Genomic DNA, 17,385 nt, shown 5'->3' on the forward strand with positions numbered 1-17,385 from the left:
CTTCGATGGGAGGATAAATAAATGAAACCTATAGAGATCCAGCAATCGACTCATGAATGGATGAATAATCTCACAAAGAACGATAGGGTTACCGGTTCAGAGGCTCTTATCCGAAGTTTACTGCTTGAAGGTGTGGAGTGCGTGTTTGGAATCCCGGGAGGAAGTGTCCTAAACATTTATGACGCTTTTCATGAGATGCCGCAGTTTAAGCATATTTTATCTCGTCATGAACAAGGGGCGATCCATGCTGCAGACGGCTATGCGCGTGCAACGGGTAAAGTTGGGGTTTGTTTTGCAACTTCGGGACCTGGGGCAACTAATCTGGTTACGGGGATTGCTACTGCTAATATGGACTCTGTTCCACTGGTTATTATTACTGGCAACGTCTCGACAGCTCTACTGGGTACGGATGCATTTCAGGAAGCGGATATCACAGGCATTACATTGCCAATCTCGAAGCATAACTATTTAGTTCATGATGTCAATGAACTGCCCAAGGTTATTCATGAGGCCTTCTACATTGCTTCCACTGGACGAAAAGGCCCTGTTGTGATCGATATTCCAAAGGATGTATCCAGTCAAATGATGAACTATCAACATCCGACGACAGATAAGCCTGAGGTCAGGGGATATCGTCCGGACATTCAACCGAATATGACGCAAATCGAGAAGTTGCTTGTCGCAATCGGAGAAGCCGAACGTCCTGTCATTCTGGCCGGCGGCGGCGTTATCTATTCCGATGCAGCCAAGGATTTACTTGAATTTGTCGAGAAAACCCGGATCCCCGTTACGACGACATTGCTTGGTTTAGGCGGATTTCCGAGTGCGCATGAATTATGGATGGGTATGCCCGGCATGCACGGAACTTACACAGCCAATAGAGCGTTACAAAATTGCGATCTTCTCATCAGTATTGGAGCACGTTTTGATGACAGAGTAACGATGAAAACCAGCGGATTTGCTCCTAAGGCGAGAACGATCGCACATATCGATATCGATCCGGCGGAAATTGGAAAAATCGTTGAAACGGCCATTCCTTGTATCGGCGATGTGAAATCCGTACTTCAACAGGCGAATCTTCATCATGCCAAGCCCAGCCAATCAGAAGCATGGCTGTCAGAAATTCAAGCAAACAAAAATAAGTATCCACTTCGTTACACGAATTCCGAAATCACGCTAAAACCACAATTCGTCATTGAAATGATCAGCGAAACGACCAATGGTGAAGCAGTCGTCACAACGGACGTAGGCCAGCATCAAATGTGGGCTGCTCAATTTTATCAGTTTAAGCACCCGCGTTCGTTAATTACCTCAGGTGGACTTGGCACGATGGGCTTTGGTTTACCGTCTGCGATTGGGGCACAGGTAGGTGTCCCGGACCGAGTTGTAGTTTCCGTCAATGGTGACGGCGGGTTTCAGATGTGTGCACAAGAGCTTGCGGTTTGCGCGGCTCATAACATTCCTGTGAAGATCGTCATTCTGAATAATCAGGTCCTCGGGATGATCCGGCAATGGCAAGAAATTATTTATGACAATCGCTTTAGTCATATGGATCTCTCTGGCAGTCCGGATTTCGTGAAATTGGCAGAAGCCTACGGCGTTAAAGGGCTCAGGGCATCCAATCAAGAAGAGGCTCATCGAGTATGGAACGAAGCTTTGGAAACACCGGGACCTGTTCTAATCGATTTTGTTATCAGTCAAGATGAGAATGTCTTTCCGATGGTTACCCCCGGTTCCACGATCGATGACATGATTATGGGGGATGAATCATGAAACGTCACACGATTTCTGTTCTGGTAAACAACCATCCAGGTGTTTTACAGCGAGTTGCCGGATTATTCGGACGCCGAGGCTTCAACATTGACAGTATAACGGTAGGACAATCAGAAGAAGCAGGATTATCTCGTATGATTATTTTGACATCCGGCGATGATAAAATGCTCGACCAAGTGAACAAACAGCTTAATAAACTTATTGATGTTATTCAAATTGATGACTTAACTGCTAATCCGCTGGTTGATCGCGAGCTTGCACTTATCAAAGTAAGCGCACTGTCCAAAGTGAAACCGCAGATTATTAGTATTGTTGAATCCTTTCGTGCTTCGATTGTCGATATTGGAGTAGAGAGTCTAATTGTTCAAGTTGTTGGCGAACAAGATAAAATAGCTTCTTTAATCGAGCTGCTGAAACCGTATGAAATCTTGGAGCTGACCCGTACTGGAGTGACGGCTATGAATCGTGGAGAGTGTAATCACGAGTGATACGAGACAATCAAAGACATGTAGCCTAGATGCGGTACACTACTACCGAATCTAGGCTCTTTTTCTTCCCACAAAGTTTATAGCGATCATGTACAATAGAACTAGATTGTGTGTGAGTGACGTTTATCCATAGCCGGAGGGGAAGAAGATGAGCATTGTAATCGAAGAAGCCACCATAGCTGATATGCAGGCTGCGATGGAAAACGGTGAAATCACATCCAGAGAGTTAGTTCTGATCTACATGGAGCGCATTGCTGATCATGACAAGAATGGCCTCACTATTAATTCTGTGCTTGAGCTGAATCCCGATGCCTTGTTTATCGCGGATGCACTTGACGCCGAGCGAGCGAATCGCGGGGCTAGAGGTCCGCTGCACGGCATTCCGATCCTGCTGAAGGACAACATTAACACCGGTGACAAAATGCACACAAGCGCAGGCTCACTCGCACTTGCAAGCCTCTATGCCGGTGAAGATGCTTTCATTGTAAAGCAGCTTCGTGAAGCGGGGGCAGTCATTCTGGGCAAAGCGAATATGACTGAGTTTGCGAATTTTATGACAGAAGGCATGCCCTCCGGATACAGCTCCCGAGGTGGACAAGTACTAAATGCTTATAATATTTCGACGCCTACCGGTGGATCAAGCTCAGGCTCAGGGGTTGCTGTTTCTTGTAATTTCTGCATGGCGGCAATCGGCACGGAAACATCCGGCTCCATTATTAATCCGGCCAATTTGAGTTCTACCGTTGGCATCAAGCCGACGGTTGGACTTGTTAGCCGCTCAGGTATTCTCCCGCTTTCCAATAGCCAGGACACGGCAGGCCCGATGGCACGAACCGTTACGGATGCTGTTTTGCTGCTCGATGCGTTGGTGCAGGTGGATGAGGCAGATCCGGCCATGGGCAGCAGTTTAGGGAAGCGTCAGACGGACTACGCACAGTTTCTTGAGTTAGGCGGATTGGAAGGGGCTCGCATCGGTGTTCCGCGCGATTATTATTTTGAAGAGTTAACGCCGGAGCAGTTGGACATCTTCGACCAAGCGCTTAGAACGATGCGTGAGCTCGGTGCCGAAATTATTGATCCAGCCAATATTCCGACAGCTAGGGAAATTGCCTATTCCTCAGTCATCTTGAATGAGTTCAAAGGCTCACTTCATGCGTATCTGTCCGCGCTGCCCTCGAACGCACCGGTCCGCTCCTTGGCGGAGATCATCGGGTTCAATGAAGCGCATCCCGAGGAAACGTTGAAATACGGCCAATCCTTACTGCTGCTCGCTGAAAAAAACACTTCCGGCACACTAACGGAGACACAGTATTTAAGGGATCGACTAACGGATCTCCGGCTATGCCAGGTTGAAGGCATCGATGCCGTTATGAGGGAACATCGATTGGACGCCTTGTTGTTCCCGGCGGACTTTGGCTCACGCATAACGGCCCGGGCAGGGTATCCATCCATAATTGTCCCGGCTGGCTACACCTCAGCCGGCGTCCCGTTCGGCGTTACATTCTCAGGCAAGGCTTATAGCGAACCGCGGCTGATTCAATTGGCTTATGCTTATGAGCAGCGCAGCAAGGTGCGAAAGGCGCCTTCATTGAAAAGTTATATATAGGGTTTAGGAGAGGGACTGTCTCAAACGTTCGCAAAGCGACTTTTGAGAAGGTCTCTCTTTGCGTTGTAGCAGATGATGGGGGAGCCGCGCGAAAGAGAGGTACTGGGTACCGCTCATAAGTGAGAAAATGGAGGTTTGGAGCTAAGAGAGGTACTGGGAACCGCACATGAGCGAAGAAAGGTGGAATGGAGCAAATGAGAGGTACCGGGAACCGCACATGAGCGGTAAGTAGCGTACCCAGAGGTCTACATTAGCAGGAAGTCAGGAAAATAGGAGAAAGTAGCGTACCTAGAGGTCTACATTAGCAGGAAGTCTGGAAAATGGGAGAAAGTAGCGTACCTAGAGGTCTACATTAGCTTGTGTAACGCTAGTCTTCATGATGCCAAAAAGGAGCTAAGCGCACCTAAGCCGCTCAGCTCCTTTTCATCAAACAAACTAACTCAAGTTCTGCAGTGTCGGCATGCCGTCCTGCGCGCCGAATACGGTTACGGAATAGGAGGCTGCTTTGACAGCCAGCGGCAGCGTCTGGTCAAGTGGCCAGCCGCTTGCGATGCCGAAGCAGAGCGCTGCATTAAACGAATCTCCGGCACCGGTCGTGTCTACGACTTTCACAATTGGGGCAGCCACGGTGACGATGCCATCAGCAGTGGCGCATGAAATGCCATGTTTACCGCGTGTGACAATCAAGGTTTGGTGCGGATACCGTTTCTGCCAGTCGGTCATTCGTTCGAACAGCTGCTCCTCCGAAGTGATCGACACACCGCAATACAACTCAAACTCAGTCTCGTTCGGCGTAAAATAATCCGCCAGCGCAATTTGCGCTTCCGTAAGCGGAAGGGCAGGGGCCGGGTTCAGAACCGTGCGCACGCCGGCTTCACGTGCAATCCGAAGCGCGGTCTCTACAGCAGGCATCGGGATTTCCAACTGAACGATGAGCATATCCGATTGTTGGATCAGCTCAGCATGCGCCTTGATGCTTTCAGCGCTATTGTGCCCGTTTGCGCCAGGCACGATGACGATGCAATTATCCTCTGACGTGTGCATGATGGTCGCCGTGCCTGTCGAAGCACCTTCAAGCACGGAGATGGCTTCCGTATGCACACCGAAATTCCGCATCCGTTCCATAATTTCCGATCCGAAGGCATCCTCGCCAACGGCACCGATCATCTTAACCTCTGCGCCGAGCCGTGCACAACCGACGGCCTGGTTAGCGCCTTTTCCCCCGGAAATGTAGTGGATTTCATCGCCTTGCACGGTTTCGCCAACCTTCGGCATCCGCTGCATTTTCAGAACGAGGTCCATATTCAAGCTTCCTGCTACCGATATCTTGGGCTGCTTTGCCACAATGGTCATCCTTTCCTGCGAAGCTGATGTAAGCGTTTCTATCATTTCCTGAATATAGCATGTGCTAAATTGAAGCGTCAATGCGTCGTAGTGATATTCAAACAATAAAAAAAACCTTGAGCTTAGCGCTCAAGGTTCTCTTCTATGACTCTATTCTATGATACATTATGTATATATGGTCGGGACGACACGATTTGAACATGCGACCCCCTGGTCCCAAACCAGGTGCTCTACCAAGCTGAGCTACGTCCCGCGGTAAGTGGTGCCGGCGAGAGGATTCGAACCCCCGACCTACTGATTACAAGTCAGTTGCTCTACCAACTGAGCTACACCGGCGCGCGTTTTTACCGAAACACAAGACGTATCTTACCACAGAGAAAATAATTTATGCAAGTCCCATTTTAAAAATTTTTATTAGTCCAATGAATTCGATTCTGCTCATCGATCGTGAAGCCGAACTTGGTGTAGAAATGACGGAGCCTCTCCAGATGCTCCTTATGTTCGGCAGCCTGCATACGTCCCTCGATATGACGAATATTCTCCTCCGCAGCCCGCGTTAATAACTGTTCCATCATTAATGAGCCGTAGCCTTGATTGATTTTCTCCCCCAGAATGCGAATGTATTGGAGATTCCAAGCGCACTGACCTTCAATAGAAGTGATGTACATACTGAGGTCATTCCGATGACGTTTGGTCGCAATACCTGATGCAAACACAATTCTCGCATGGATATCAAAGCCCTTATTCGGGGAGTACAGAATGGCGGAATCGCCTTGCCGCGTTTGCACAATCCGGTGTACGTAACAATTGTCGTTTGAAATGAGCTCCATCTGCCTTTGAATGCAGTTTTCGATCATCATCAGTGACCTCCCGGTTTGGATGAGCATACCTGTATGTACATATTATTGTCCATCCGAATAAGAAATGACAACCAATTGCCATATCGACGAAAGAGGCCGAATAAACTGAACTAAGAAGTAGATTGAGATGGATGAAGGGGTGGGGAAATGAGCGGCGATCAATCGGTATCCGGCACGGAGGAGCTGCTTTCGAAGGATCGGAAGTACGTATGGCATCATATTTCGCCTCATAATGACAACCCGCTGATTTTTGTTTCCGGGGATGGCTGCTGGATAACGGATGCGGAGGGCAAAAGGTATTTCGACGGCATGTCGGGACTCTGGTGCGTGAATGTCGGTCATGGCAGAGAGTCGATTGCGCGGGCTGCTTATGAGCAAATGAAGACGATTGCATACTCGCCTATGATGCAGTCTCATGTTCCGGCAATTGAGCTGGCGGAGAAGATCAACGAATGGCTGGGCAGCGATTATCGTATTTTCTATTCTAATTCCGGCTCGGACGCGAACGAAGTAGCTTTCAAGATTGCTAGGCAGCATTTTCATCAAAATGGGGAGCCGACCCGCCATAAGTTTATTGCCAGGCATCGTGCCTACCACGGAAGCTCCTTCGGTGCTCTAAGCGCAACCGGCCAAGCGCAGCGCAAGCTGAAGTACGAGCCGCTTGGTGCAGGTTTCGAGCATGTGCCGCCGCCATATTGCTATCGCTGCCCGTTTGGACAAACCCAAGGCAGCTGCAAGCTGGAATGTGCAGAAGCGATCGAGGACGCGATTAATTGGGAAGGCGCGGATTCCGTCGCAGGCGTCATTATGGAGCCGGTCATTACCGGTGGCGGCATGATCGTGCCTCCGCCTGAATATTTGCCGAAGGTACGCGAGATTTGTGATAAGTATGGCGTACTGCTCATCATGGATGAGGTCATCTGTGGATTCGGCCGATCGGGTGAGCGATTTGGTCATCACAATTACGGCGTAGTGCCGGACATCGTAACGATGGCGAAAGGACTGACCAGCGGGTATTCACCTCTCTCGGCTACGGCTGTGCGTGCGAGCTTGTACGACAGCTTTAAGACGAAGGAAGCGAACAGCCACTTCCGGCATGTGAATACATTTGGAGGCAATCAAGTATCGTGCGCGGTTGCGCTGGCGAACTTGGCGATTCTGGAAGAGGAACGGTTGGTGGAACGGTCGGCCTATTTGGGGCAAGAGCTCGGTCAGCGCCTTCAAGTCCTGCGAACGCATCCAAACGTCGGCGACATAAGATTGTTCGGCTCAGCATGTGGGATTGAGCTTGTGGAGGATCAAGCGTCGAAGCTCCCGGCAACTGCAGACAAGGTGCTCAGCGTCATCGGAGAATGCAGGCGCCGCGGTTTGCTCGTTGGGAAGAACGGCGACACCGTTCCGGGCTTCAACAACATTATTACGCTCTGCCCGCCGCTTATTACTTCGGATGAAGAGCTTGAATTTATAGCAGGAACCGTAATCGCGGCAATCGGGGCTTTAGCAACTACTCAACCAGCCGGTTGAACAAGAAAGGAGTCGAAGGAGCATGACAGCATCCGGGAGCTTGGCGATCAACAGAGAGAGACTGCATCGCAGAATCGATGAATTGGCACAAATCGGCAAGCTTGGCGATACCGGCGTATGCCGGCTCGCGCTGTCGCAAGAGGATTTGCAAGGCGTGCTGCTAGTCAAACGATGGATGGAAGAAGCCGGTTTGCAGGCACGAATCGACGCTTTCGGCAATTTATTCGGTCGGCTTGAAGGCAACGATTCCGGTAAACCGCTGCTGATGGCCGGTTCGCATATTGACTCGCAGCCCTATGGCGGACGATTCGATGGCGTCATCGGCGTGCTCGGTGCGCTGGAGGCGGTACAGACAATGACGGAGCGAGGTATTGTGCCTGAAATGCCCATCGAAATAGCTGCCTTCTGCGATGAGGAAGGCTGTCGGTTCAACAAGGGTTTGTTCGGTGTCCGGGGCATCACCGGGAAGCTGGAGGAAGGGGAGCTTGAGCGGACTGATGCTGCCGGTGTGACAAGACGCGAAGCATTGCTGGATTTCGGCGGCGACCCGGATGGATTCGAAGCGGCCCGCTATCGTGAAGGGTCAGTAGGGGCATTTCTAGAGCTGCACATAGAGCAGGGACCGGTGCTGGAAGCAATGGGGCGTCCGATCGGCATTGTAAGCGGGATCTCCGGTCCGCTCTGGCTGACGATCGAGATGACGGGTTTTGCGGGACATGCCGGTTCCGTGCCGATGCCGATGCGCAGAGACGCTCTGGTCGGGGCCGCCAGCGTCATTACGGCGCTGAATGCGCTGGCTCGCTCAGAGCCGGGGGCGCCGACAGTCGGGACCGTTGGCGCATTGCGCGTATTCCCGAACTCGCGCAACATCATTCCGGAGAAAGTAACGTTCACGATTGATCTCCGGGATATCGATATGGAGCGCCGTAGAGAGCGGGAGTCGCAGCTGTGGCGGATTCTGGAGGAAACGGCGAGCGAGCATGGTTTGACCTACACGGTGCGCGAAGATACGAACAGTGAAGCGAGATATTGCGCAGAGCGAATCAAGCAAGTGATGCGGGAAGAGGCAGCTCAGCTGCTTGATTACACGCCGCCTGAGCTGATGAGCGGTCCGTTCCATGATTCGCTTGCCATGTCGCATGTATGTGAGTATGGAATGATTTTTGTAAGGTGCAAGGACGGAATTAGCCATAATCCGCTGGAATATTCCACGCCGGAGGATATCGAGCTAGGTGTAGAGCTGCTTTATCGCACGATTGTGCGCATGTCTTCAGTCGATGGGGAAGAGGAAGGGGGATAAGCCTTGTATATTTCGGTTGAAGCGTTAAAGCGAAATTTTGCCGAAGTGAAGGCGGGGATGCGGCCGAAGGAAGCCGTCGAAGAATCCAACCGCTGTCTTTATTGCTACGACGCACCTTGCATACAGGCATGTCCGACAGGCATCAACATTCCCTCTTTCATCAAAAAAATAGCAACCGGCAACCTTACCGGCTCGGCCCGCACCATCATGGACGCCAATCCCGTTGGCGCCAGCTGCTCGCGCGTTTGCCCGACAGAAGAGCTCTGCGAAGGCGCATGCGTGCTGAATCATTCCTCCAAACCGATCCGGATCGGCGACCTGCAGCGTTATGCGACGGACTGGGCCATCAAGAACGAGCAGCAGTTATTCACTGCCGGCGCCCGCAACGGGCGTTCCGTTGCAGTCGTCGGAGGCGGGCCGGCAGGATTGTCTGCTGCGCGGGAGCTGGCCCGGTTCGGATTTGCGGTGACCGTATTTGAAGCAAAGGAGCAGGCAGGCGGGCTAAACACATATGGAATCGTGTCGTTCCGGCTGCCGCAGCCGATTGCTCTGTGGGAGGTCGAGCAAGTGCGCCGGTTAGGCGTCGATATCCGCACAAACACGGCAGTCGGTCGCGACGTCTCTGCTGAGGAGTTGCTCGCCGGATATGATGCGGTGTTACTGTCCGCAGGCATGTCGAAGGTGCCGATGCTGGGCATTCCCGGTGAAGAGCTTGCAGGCGTATATGATGCGATCGAGCTGGTTGAGTTAACCAAAGTATCGCTCACTGCAGAGCTGAGCGGCCGCAATGTCGTAGTCATCGGAGCGGGCAACACCGCAATTGATGCGGCAACCTGCTCCGTGCGAATGGGTGCATCTCGCGTGGAGATCTGTTATCGTCGCTCACAGCAAGAGATGACGGCGTACGAGTTTGAGTACGAGTTTGCCAAGAGCGACGGTGTTGCCTTTCGATGGCTGACTGCGCCGCTTCGCATTATTGGCGATGAGCAGGGTCGTGTGAAGGGGATCGCATGTATTCGCATGAAGCTTGAGGCGTCTGAGGAAGGCGGCAGGGCTCGGCCAGTAGCGATACCAGGCAGTGAGTTCACTATCGAGGCAGATGCGATTGTCAAAGCGATCGGACAGTCCAGACATGCGTCGTTGGTCGATCAGTTTGGCCTCGTGCATAAACGCGGCATCGTGACGGTCGATCCAGCTACCTATTTAACCTCGAACGATCGAATCTATGCGGCAGGCGATATTATTTTCGGCGATGGGCAAGGCGAAGCGATGGTCGTCTCGGCTGCGCAGCAAGGGAAGCTTGCTGCTTATGCGATCTATCGCCGGCTTGTGGCGGACCAGGTCTAAATTCCAAAGAGAGGCAGGGCGATCATATGGCTGATTTGCGCATTAATTTGGCTGGAATCGAATCACCGAATCCGTTCTGGCTTGCTTCCGCTCCGCCTACGAATACCGGCTATCAGGTGCAGCGTGCGTTTGAAGCAGGCTGGGGCGGAGCTGTGTGGAAGACGCTCGGCGATCCCATTATCAACACATCATCTCGGTTTGCCGCCGTTCATTTCAACGGACAACGAGTGGCAGGCTTCAACAATATCGAGCTGATTACGGATCGTCCGCTTGAAGTGAACCTGAAGGAAATCGCAGAGACGAAGAAGCTGTTCCCCGAACGGGCACTGGTCGTATCGCTCATGGTAGAGCCGAAGCGGGATAAATGGCATGAAATCGTTAAGAAGGTGGAGGCCGTCGGCGTCGACGGTCTGGAGCTGAATTTCGGCTGCCCGCATGGCATGGCCGAACGGGGGATGGGCTCAGCGTCTGGTCAGCAGCCTGACTTAGTCGAGAAGCAAACCTACTGGGCGAAGGAAGCGGCACGCACGCCGGTCATCGTGAAACTGACGCCGAATATTACCGATATTACGGCAACGGCGCTAGCTGCCGTTAGAGGCTGTGCGGATGCGATCTCGCTTATTAACACGATAAATTCGCTTGCAGGCGTCGATCTTGACACTTGGAATACGATTCCGCATGTCGGCGGAAAGGGTTCGCATGGCGGATATTGCGGTCCTGCGGTGAAGCCGATCGCGCTGAACATGGTAGCCGAATGCGCAAGGCATCCGCGTATTGATGTACCGATCTCCGGCATTGGCGGCATCTCGGATTGGCGGGATGCGGTCGAGTTTATGCTGATGGGTGCAACCGGCGTGCAGATCTGCACGGCTGCGATGCATCACGGCTTTCGAATCGTCGAGGATATGATTGATGGACTGAACAACTACCTCGACAGCAAAGGAATTGCGAGTGTCGGCGAGCTGACCGGTCGGTCTGTGGAGCGGTACACCGAGTGGGGAAACCTGGATTTGAACTATGCCGTAACGGCGAAGATTGATACCGAAGTATGCATCTCCTGCAACAAATGTTATATCGCTTGCGAGGATACGTCTCATCAATGCATCGACCGATTAACGGATGACGCGGGACGGAGTTACTTGAAGGTGCGGGAAGAGGACTGCGTCGGCTGTAATTTATGCGCGATTGTCTGTCCTGTCGAAGGTGCAATTGCAATGATCGAGCAGCCTGCAACCGGCATTTCCATGTCATGGAATGAGCGTCAGGCGGCGATTGCGATGCTTAAGCAGCAAAAGGAGGCATGAGCAGAATGGCCAAAATTATCACGAATGGGACCATTGTAACCGCCGCAGATATCAGCCGCGCAGATTTGCTAATCGAGAACGGGCTCATAACGGCAATCGGCAGCGACTTGCTTCGGTTAGCGCCTCAGGCGGAGGTTATCGACGCTGCGGGCTGCTATCTGTTTCCCGGCGGGGTTGATCCCCATACTCATCTGGATATGCCTTTCGGCGGTACGATTACAGCGGATGATTTCGAGACCGGCACGATAGCAGCAGCATATGGCGGCACGACGACGATTATCGATTTCTGCCTGACAGACAAAGGGAAGCCGCTCAGCAGCGCGATCCGCAGTTGGCATGAGAAAGCGCAAGCGAAGGCTGTCATTGATTACGGCTTTCATCTCATGATCAGTGAAATTACGGATGAGGTGTTGGAGGAATTGCCTTCCATCATCAACAACGAAGGGATCACCTCGTTCAAAGTGTTTATGGCTTATAAAAACGTCCTTCAAGCCGATGACGGCATTCTGTACCGTACTTTGCTCAGCGCGAAGGAGCACGGTGCCTTGGTTATGGTGCATGCAGAGAATGGCGATGTCATCGACTATTTGATCCGTCAGGCGTTAGCCCAAGGCCATACAGAGCCGATCTATCACGCATTGACGCGCCCTTCCGTGCTGGAGGGGGAGGCGACGGGGCGAGCTGTCCGGTTGACCGGATTAGCGGATTCGCAACTGTACGTCGTGCATGTCACATGTGAGGAAGCGGTAAAGCAAATCGCAGAGGGGCGCCTAGATGGACTGCGTGTGTGGGGGGAGACCTGCCCGCAATATTTGCTGCTCGACGTTTCGTACCTGGAGAAACCGGATTTTGAAGGGGCGAAATACGTCTGGTCGCCTCCGCTCCGCGCGAAGGAGCATCAAGCGGCATTATGGAATGCACTGAAGAACGGGCAGCTGCAGACGGTCGGTTCCGATCAATGTTCCTTTAATTTCAACGGACAGAAGGAGCTTGGCTTAGGCGATTTCAGCAAAATACCAAACGGAGGACCGATCATCGAGGACCGATTCAGCCTGCTGTATTCCGAGGGAGTCGAGAAAGGCAGACTCAGTCTCAATCAGTTCGTTGACATTATAGCGACCAGAGCTGCGAAGCTATTCGGCATCTTCCCTCAGAAAGGGACGCTTGCCGTCGGCAGCGATGCGGACATCGTCATTTTCGATCCTACAGTGAAGCGTGTTATTTCTGCCGAAACGCATCATATGAACGTCGATTACAATCCGTTCGAAGGGGTAGCTGTAACTGGCGTCCCGAATTCTGTTCTTAGCCGCGGGGAGTTTATTATCCGCAATCAGCAGTTTGTTGGCAGTCCGGGAAGCGGGCACTATCTGCGGCGCAATAAGTTCGGAAGCGAGCGCGCGAGCGAGAAAGGGTGAGTCGGCATAATGTCGGAGCACTGCGAATTTCTGGCCGAGAAGGCAGCAATTGACGGATATTTGGAGCAGGGGTATCGCATAGCAGGGGTCATCGAGGATTTAAGCGGCGACAAATTGCTGCTTGCACCGCCTGGAGAGGCTGGGAACGCCAAGCTTACGACGCTCCACCTGCGAAATGCCAATGCGCGAAAATATTGGTCCACGCTCTTACTGAACAATGGATAAGAATAACTTGCGCAGCGTCTCGGATTAATCCGGGACGTTTTCTTATTGTGAATCTTTTGTTCAAGGAATTTATTAACAGACCATCGAATTAATAATCGTACGAAATTTTTGCAATCATGAATAGCTGGAGAAGGTGATCGCAATGGGCAATATCGATAAGAGGAATCGTCTTGATGAGGAAGTTTTCACCTATCGGGTGACGAAGGACAATAAGGTGTTCATATCGTTCAAAGGAAAGCAGGTTACGTCGTTAGCTGGTAAAGAGGCCGACAAGTTCTTGTCCCGAATCAGCGGCCAGGATGTTAAAACCATTCAGCTCGTCATGGCGAAGGTGACGGGTAATTTCAAACATGGCAACGAGAAGGACAGCAAACGAGAGTAGTACCACGTTCTACGCAAGACTGACTGACTCCATAGTTTTGCATACATTTTAAAGCGGTTTCAATAAATACATTCCGGTGCCGAATTGCTTGCTTACAGGTTGGAAAAGCAAAGATTACGATATCTTGGGAGGAACTTGAGATGACAGTAAAGGTGAAAATCGGCGAATGTGAGCTGGAGATGAATGGCCCTTATTTGACGGAGCTGAGGGAATCAAACGATATCCTTGACGATGAGATCAAGCTGCGGGAAAGGCTGAAAGAAGACGGCTATCTGTTCATCAGGGATTTTCATAATCGATCCAAAGTACAGCAGGCAAGGTTGGCCTTCCTGCAGCGAATTCATGAACAAGGGAAGCTGATGCCGGGAATGCCGCTAGAAGACGGGATCATCAATGACAGTAATAAAGCCGCAGGCTTCCAAGGCAGTGAGAATCAACCGCAGGAGCTGCTTGATGTCGTGAACAGCGATTCGACGATGCAGTTCTTCGAACGTTTTCTGGGCGGCGAATGTATCACGTATGATTACAAATGGGTGCGAGCTGTCGAGACAGGCGGATTTACCGGGGCACATTATGACATTGTCTATATGGGACGCGGAACGAAGAACTTATACACGCTATGGACACCGCTTGATGACATTCCTTATGAATTAGGCGGACTGGCCATATTATTGGGCTCCCAGCACTTTGATCGCATTCGGGAAACGTATGGACAGATGGATGTGGATCGAGACCGTGTGGATGGCTGGTTTTCATCTGATCCACTCGAGCTGATTAACAAATATGGCGGACGGTGGGCGACTACGGAGTTTAGGGCTGGGGATGCGATTCTGTTCGGTATGTATACGATGCACGGCTCATTAACGAATCAAACGAACCGTTACCGATTCAGTGCCGATACGAGATATCAGCTCAAGTCGGAGCCGGTTGATGAGCGCTGGATCGGAGCCAAGCCCAAAGGCCATTATGCTTGGCATGCCGGCCCGACGGTCAGCATGGAGGATGCAAGAGCAAAATGGGGCGTATAGAATAAACGGGGGGTCTTTCGTAGTGATAACTGCGAAAGACTCTTTTCTTGTCTTGCGTTCCTATGGTAAATTAGGGGAAGGCTACGAAGGAAGGCGCTTCGCCGCCCCGATTGGCGTAAATGGCAGCAGGGACTGTAGGAAATATAAACTAACGAGAATATTTGTGAAACGAATGAATTCACTTGTCGTATTAGAGAGCATGAACGCATACGAACACCATTTTGAGGAGGAAACGAAACATGTCTGTATTTAAACGATTGCGGGACCTAACGTTATCGAACGTATATTCACTTATTGAGAAAGCTGAAGACCCGATTAAACTGACTGATCAATATATCCGCGATATGCAAGAGGATCTAGAGGATGCGGAGAAAGCTGTTGCATCCCAGATCGCAATTGAGAAACGGTTCAAGCAGTTGTACGAGGAACAAGATGCACTCGTTAAGAAACGCGAAGAGCAGGCACACACAGCCGCTTCCTTGCAGAATATCGAGCTGGCAAGACGTGCGCTGGAAGAGAAGAAAGCAGCTGAGCAGAAGCGTGATGAATACAAAGTCAGCTACGATACGAATAAAGCGTCCGCAGACAATCTTCGCTCCAAGCTGGGCGAAATGCGCGAGCAGCTGACTGAAATGAAGAACAAGCGCGAGACGCTCGTTGCTCGTTACAAAGCAGCGAAAGCACAAGCTGAGATTAACAAGTCGATGGCTGGTTTCAGCTCCGATACGGCAATGTCGGGTTTGAAGCGTATGGAAGAGAAAATGCTGCAAGCTGAAGCCCAAGCCGAAGCAAGCAATGAAATGAACAGCAAAGCCAAGTCGCTGGACGATGAGTTCGAAGCGCTCGGCAAGAATAAAGCCGTTGACGATGAGCTCGCGGCGCTGATGAAGAAATACGAGAACAAAGAATAACAGGTGGAGCTTAATCCGCAAGTGGCTGTTTAGGGAAGAACGTCTGCCGGCCGGAATCACGCACATTGCTTGATTCCAGGCCCTGCGGCGTTTTTTCTTTGCAGATGGGCTGCGGCACAATGGATGACGGAGGAATAATGGAATGACATTAAATGAGATGGTTGCGATTTTCGTTTGGACCGGGGCCGGTGCAGTACTGCTGGTTGTGCTAATGGCGGTCGATTCCTTGTTTACCCGGTATAAGGATTTGGAAGAAATCAAGAAGGGCAACGTAGCGGTGACGAGCCGTTTTGTCATGAAGCTGCTCGCGCAAGCTTATATCCTGTCGCAGTCGATTTCGACTTCGAATCATCTCGGGGAAGCGCTGCTCGTATCCGTCATTTCGTTTGTCATCTTATTGCTCGTGGAGAGTATTGTTGAATTCGTACTTCGCTCCACAACCGGACTTGACTTGAGTGAAGGCACGAAAGACAACAAGCTTTCGCATGCGCTGCTGGCGGGATCGCTCCACGTGGCAGGTGCCTTGATCATCGGTTCGTGTCTGTAATCTTGAACAATAGGGAGTTATCGTCATGAGCTTATTCAAACGAATTAAGAATATAATGGCCAAACCGGAACCGGCGAAGATGGAGAAAAGCGTCCTGACGATTGGTCCCGGGGATGTAGTCGAAGTGTCGCTTGTTACGTACCAGGTCGTTGGCAGGCTGCATAACCGCCAACGTAATCTGATTGTATTAACGCTTCAAGACGGTTCCGCGATCCAATACTTAACCATTGAAGAACGGGAGCGTACCGAGTATGCTTTGTACAATTCCATCGATGGGCGGCTCGATTCCGTTGAGGAAGTACCAACAGAAATCGAATTGGATGACCGTGTGTTCCATTTGGAGGAGCAGTATTCAGGCCTCGTTACCGCATCCGGTAAGACGCCGTTTGTGCAAGGTGGAGAGCAATACGTCTGGCAGTATCAATCTGATGATATGAAGCTGCTGCGTATTGAATGGCAGGATGGCCGATTCATGCTATATGAAGGTGAAGATGTGCTTCCGGCCGATGTTCGCGTTCTCCGCGGCAGTTAGGAGATGATGAGTGGGATGCGCAAAGCCAGTTATTTAATCAAATTATTGCTTGTTGTAACGCTCATTGTTCCTCTTCTTGCCGCTTGCGGCATGAATAAGACGATTGAAGAGAACTATCCGCTGGAGTCCGTCAACGGAAGCGGCAATGAAACGTCTTATGTGTATCGCGCAGCAGGTGTCAGTGTACCTGAAGTAGCGAAGGCGCTCATCGATGAGTCCAAGCCGCAGCAGCAATCGCCTGAGAAAACAGATCATATGTTTCTCGTCTACTCGGACCGAGTTGTCCATCTGCAGCAGGATGCAGCAAAGCCGGAAGATACATTGATCGAAGTGGATTCCAAAGAGTACGTCCGCAATAACTACAGCTCCAGTTTCTTGCAAGGCTATCTGATCGCCAGCATCTTAGGTGATTTATTCGATAACGGTCGTTATGGGAATGGCAATTATCGTGGTTATTCCGACCGAGATAAGTACAAGCCGAAGGGCGGCACTTATCATGCCCCGTCGGTTCAGGAGAAGAAAGCCGTTCCCCCGATGACAGTTAGTCGGACCGGATCGATCTTCAAACGCTCCAAGAACGCCGATACCAGCAAGGTGGGCGAAGGCGGGCTCTTCAACAAAGCTCCCCCCCAATCCGGCAAAATTACGCGCGATTCCGGCGGCAGCAAGAAGTCGAGCAGCTGGCTTACGCCGCGCAAATCCTCGAAACCGAAGACCAGAGTCGGATTCGGCAGAATTTCGAGACGACGATAAACGAAAACGAAGAGACCGGCATAAGCAGACGAAAGTGGAGCTGCTT

General features: G+C 51.4%; 17 protein-coding genes and 2 tRNA genes. 15 read left to right on the top strand and 4 right to left on the bottom strand.

Features of this window, described 5'->3' with window-relative positions:
* The first annotated feature begins 21 nt into the window (after positions 1-21).
* The 3 genes from ilvB to AC0YNS_RS07535 all read left to right on the top strand — a co-directional run bounded on the left by ilvB (position 22) and on the right by AC0YNS_RS07535 (position 3,867).
* The gene (gene ilvB, locus AC0YNS_RS07525; RefSeq protein WP_475780395.1) at positions 22-1,773 is read left to right on the top strand and encodes a biosynthetic-type acetolactate synthase large subunit; all 1,752 of its coding nucleotides are present in this window, start codon (positions 22-24) and stop codon (positions 1,771-1,773) included.
* A complete protein-coding gene (gene ilvN, locus AC0YNS_RS07530) occupies positions 1,770-2,261 on the top strand; it encodes an acetolactate synthase small subunit (protein WP_475780396.1) in 492 nt (163 codons plus the stop codon). Before ilvB ends, ilvN begins: the two co-directional genes overlap by 4 nt.
* A gap of 148 nt (positions 2,262-2,409) precedes the next feature.
* Positions 2,410-3,867, top strand: coding sequence for an amidase family protein (locus tag AC0YNS_RS07535; RefSeq protein ID WP_475780397.1), 1,458 nt, complete (start codon positions 2,410-2,412; stop codon positions 3,865-3,867).
* A gap of 435 nt (positions 3,868-4,302) precedes the next feature.
* On the opposite strand, the gene rbsK is transcribed toward AC0YNS_RS07535, so the two are convergent.
* From rbsK to AC0YNS_RS07555, 4 genes are all read right to left on the bottom strand, one after another.
* Complete coding sequence (rbsK, locus tag AC0YNS_RS07540) at positions 4,303-5,211, bottom strand: ribokinase (RefSeq protein ID WP_475780398.1); 909 nt, start codon at positions 5,209-5,211, stop codon at positions 4,303-4,305.
* A gap of 176 nt (positions 5,212-5,387) precedes the next feature.
* Positions 5,388-5,464: transfer RNA gene (locus AC0YNS_RS07545), tRNA-Pro, on the bottom strand.
* Between the two features lie 7 nt (positions 5,465-5,471).
* Positions 5,472-5,547 (bottom strand) — tRNA-Thr (locus AC0YNS_RS07550).
* A 65-nt stretch (positions 5,548-5,612) separates the two neighbouring features.
* On the bottom strand, positions 5,613-6,071 hold the full coding sequence (locus AC0YNS_RS07555; protein WP_475780399.1) for an N-acetyltransferase: 459 nt from the start codon (positions 6,069-6,071) through the stop codon (positions 5,613-5,615).
* A 147-nt stretch (positions 6,072-6,218) separates the two neighbouring features.
* Here AC0YNS_RS07555 and AC0YNS_RS07560 point away from each other — a divergent pair, with 147 nt between their 5' ends.
* The 12 genes from AC0YNS_RS07560 to AC0YNS_RS07615 all read left to right on the top strand — a co-directional run bounded on the left by AC0YNS_RS07560 (position 6,219) and on the right by AC0YNS_RS07615 (position 17,339).
* A complete protein-coding gene (locus AC0YNS_RS07560; RefSeq protein ID WP_475780400.1) occupies positions 6,219-7,595 on the top strand; it encodes an aminotransferase in 1,377 nt (458 codons plus the stop codon).
* A 22-nt stretch (positions 7,596-7,617) separates the two neighbouring features.
* The gene (locus AC0YNS_RS07565; RefSeq protein ID WP_475780401.1) at positions 7,618-8,895 is read left to right on the top strand and encodes a M20 family metallo-hydrolase; all 1,278 of its coding nucleotides are present in this window, start codon (positions 7,618-7,620) and stop codon (positions 8,893-8,895) included.
* A gap of 3 nt (positions 8,896-8,898) precedes the next feature.
* Positions 8,899-10,242, top strand: a complete 1,344-nt coding sequence (locus AC0YNS_RS07570; RefSeq protein WP_475780402.1) for an NAD(P)-dependent oxidoreductase — start codon at positions 8,899-8,901, stop codon at positions 10,240-10,242.
* Positions 10,243-10,268: 26 nt separating this feature from the next.
* Positions 10,269-11,546 (top strand): NAD-dependent dihydropyrimidine dehydrogenase subunit PreA, encoded by a 1,278-nt coding sequence (preA, locus tag AC0YNS_RS07575; RefSeq protein ID WP_475780403.1) that lies wholly within the window; start codon positions 10,269-10,271, stop codon positions 11,544-11,546.
* Between the two features lie 5 nt (positions 11,547-11,551).
* A complete protein-coding gene (gene hydA / locus AC0YNS_RS07580) occupies positions 11,552-12,961 on the top strand; it encodes a dihydropyrimidinase (protein ID WP_475780404.1) in 1,410 nt (469 codons plus the stop codon).
* Positions 12,962-12,970: 9 nt separating this feature from the next.
* Positions 12,971-13,186, top strand: a complete 216-nt coding sequence (locus AC0YNS_RS07585; RefSeq protein ID WP_475780405.1) for a hypothetical protein — start codon at positions 12,971-12,973, stop codon at positions 13,184-13,186.
* Positions 13,187-13,328: 142 nt separating this feature from the next.
* Positions 13,329-13,568: a hypothetical protein gene (locus AC0YNS_RS07590; RefSeq protein WP_475780406.1), complete on the top strand. Its 240-nt coding sequence runs from the start codon at positions 13,329-13,331 to the stop codon at positions 13,566-13,568.
* 140 nt (positions 13,569-13,708) lie between these two features.
* Complete coding sequence (locus tag AC0YNS_RS07595) at positions 13,709-14,596, top strand: phytanoyl-CoA dioxygenase family protein (RefSeq protein WP_475780407.1); 888 nt, start codon at positions 13,709-13,711, stop codon at positions 14,594-14,596.
* 239 nt (positions 14,597-14,835) lie between these two features.
* Positions 14,836-15,507: a PspA/IM30 family protein gene (locus tag AC0YNS_RS07600; RefSeq protein ID WP_475780408.1), complete on the top strand. Its 672-nt coding sequence runs from the start codon at positions 14,836-14,838 to the stop codon at positions 15,505-15,507.
* A gap of 142 nt (positions 15,508-15,649) precedes the next feature.
* A complete protein-coding gene (locus tag AC0YNS_RS07605) occupies positions 15,650-16,054 on the top strand; it encodes a DUF350 domain-containing protein (protein WP_475780409.1) in 405 nt (134 codons plus the stop codon).
* Between the two features lie 25 nt (positions 16,055-16,079).
* The gene (locus AC0YNS_RS07610; RefSeq protein WP_475780410.1) at positions 16,080-16,586 is read left to right on the top strand and encodes a DUF4178 domain-containing protein; all 507 of its coding nucleotides are present in this window, start codon (positions 16,080-16,082) and stop codon (positions 16,584-16,586) included.
* Between the two features lie 15 nt (positions 16,587-16,601).
* Positions 16,602-17,339 carry a DUF4247 domain-containing protein gene (locus AC0YNS_RS07615; protein ID WP_475780411.1) on the top strand — a complete coding sequence of 246 codons (738 nt, stop codon included), beginning with the start codon at positions 16,602-16,604 and terminating at the stop codon, positions 17,337-17,339.
* The last annotated feature ends 46 nt before the right edge of the window (positions 17,340-17,385 follow it).

This window comes from Paenibacillus sp. J22FR21, assembly GCF_056269135.1.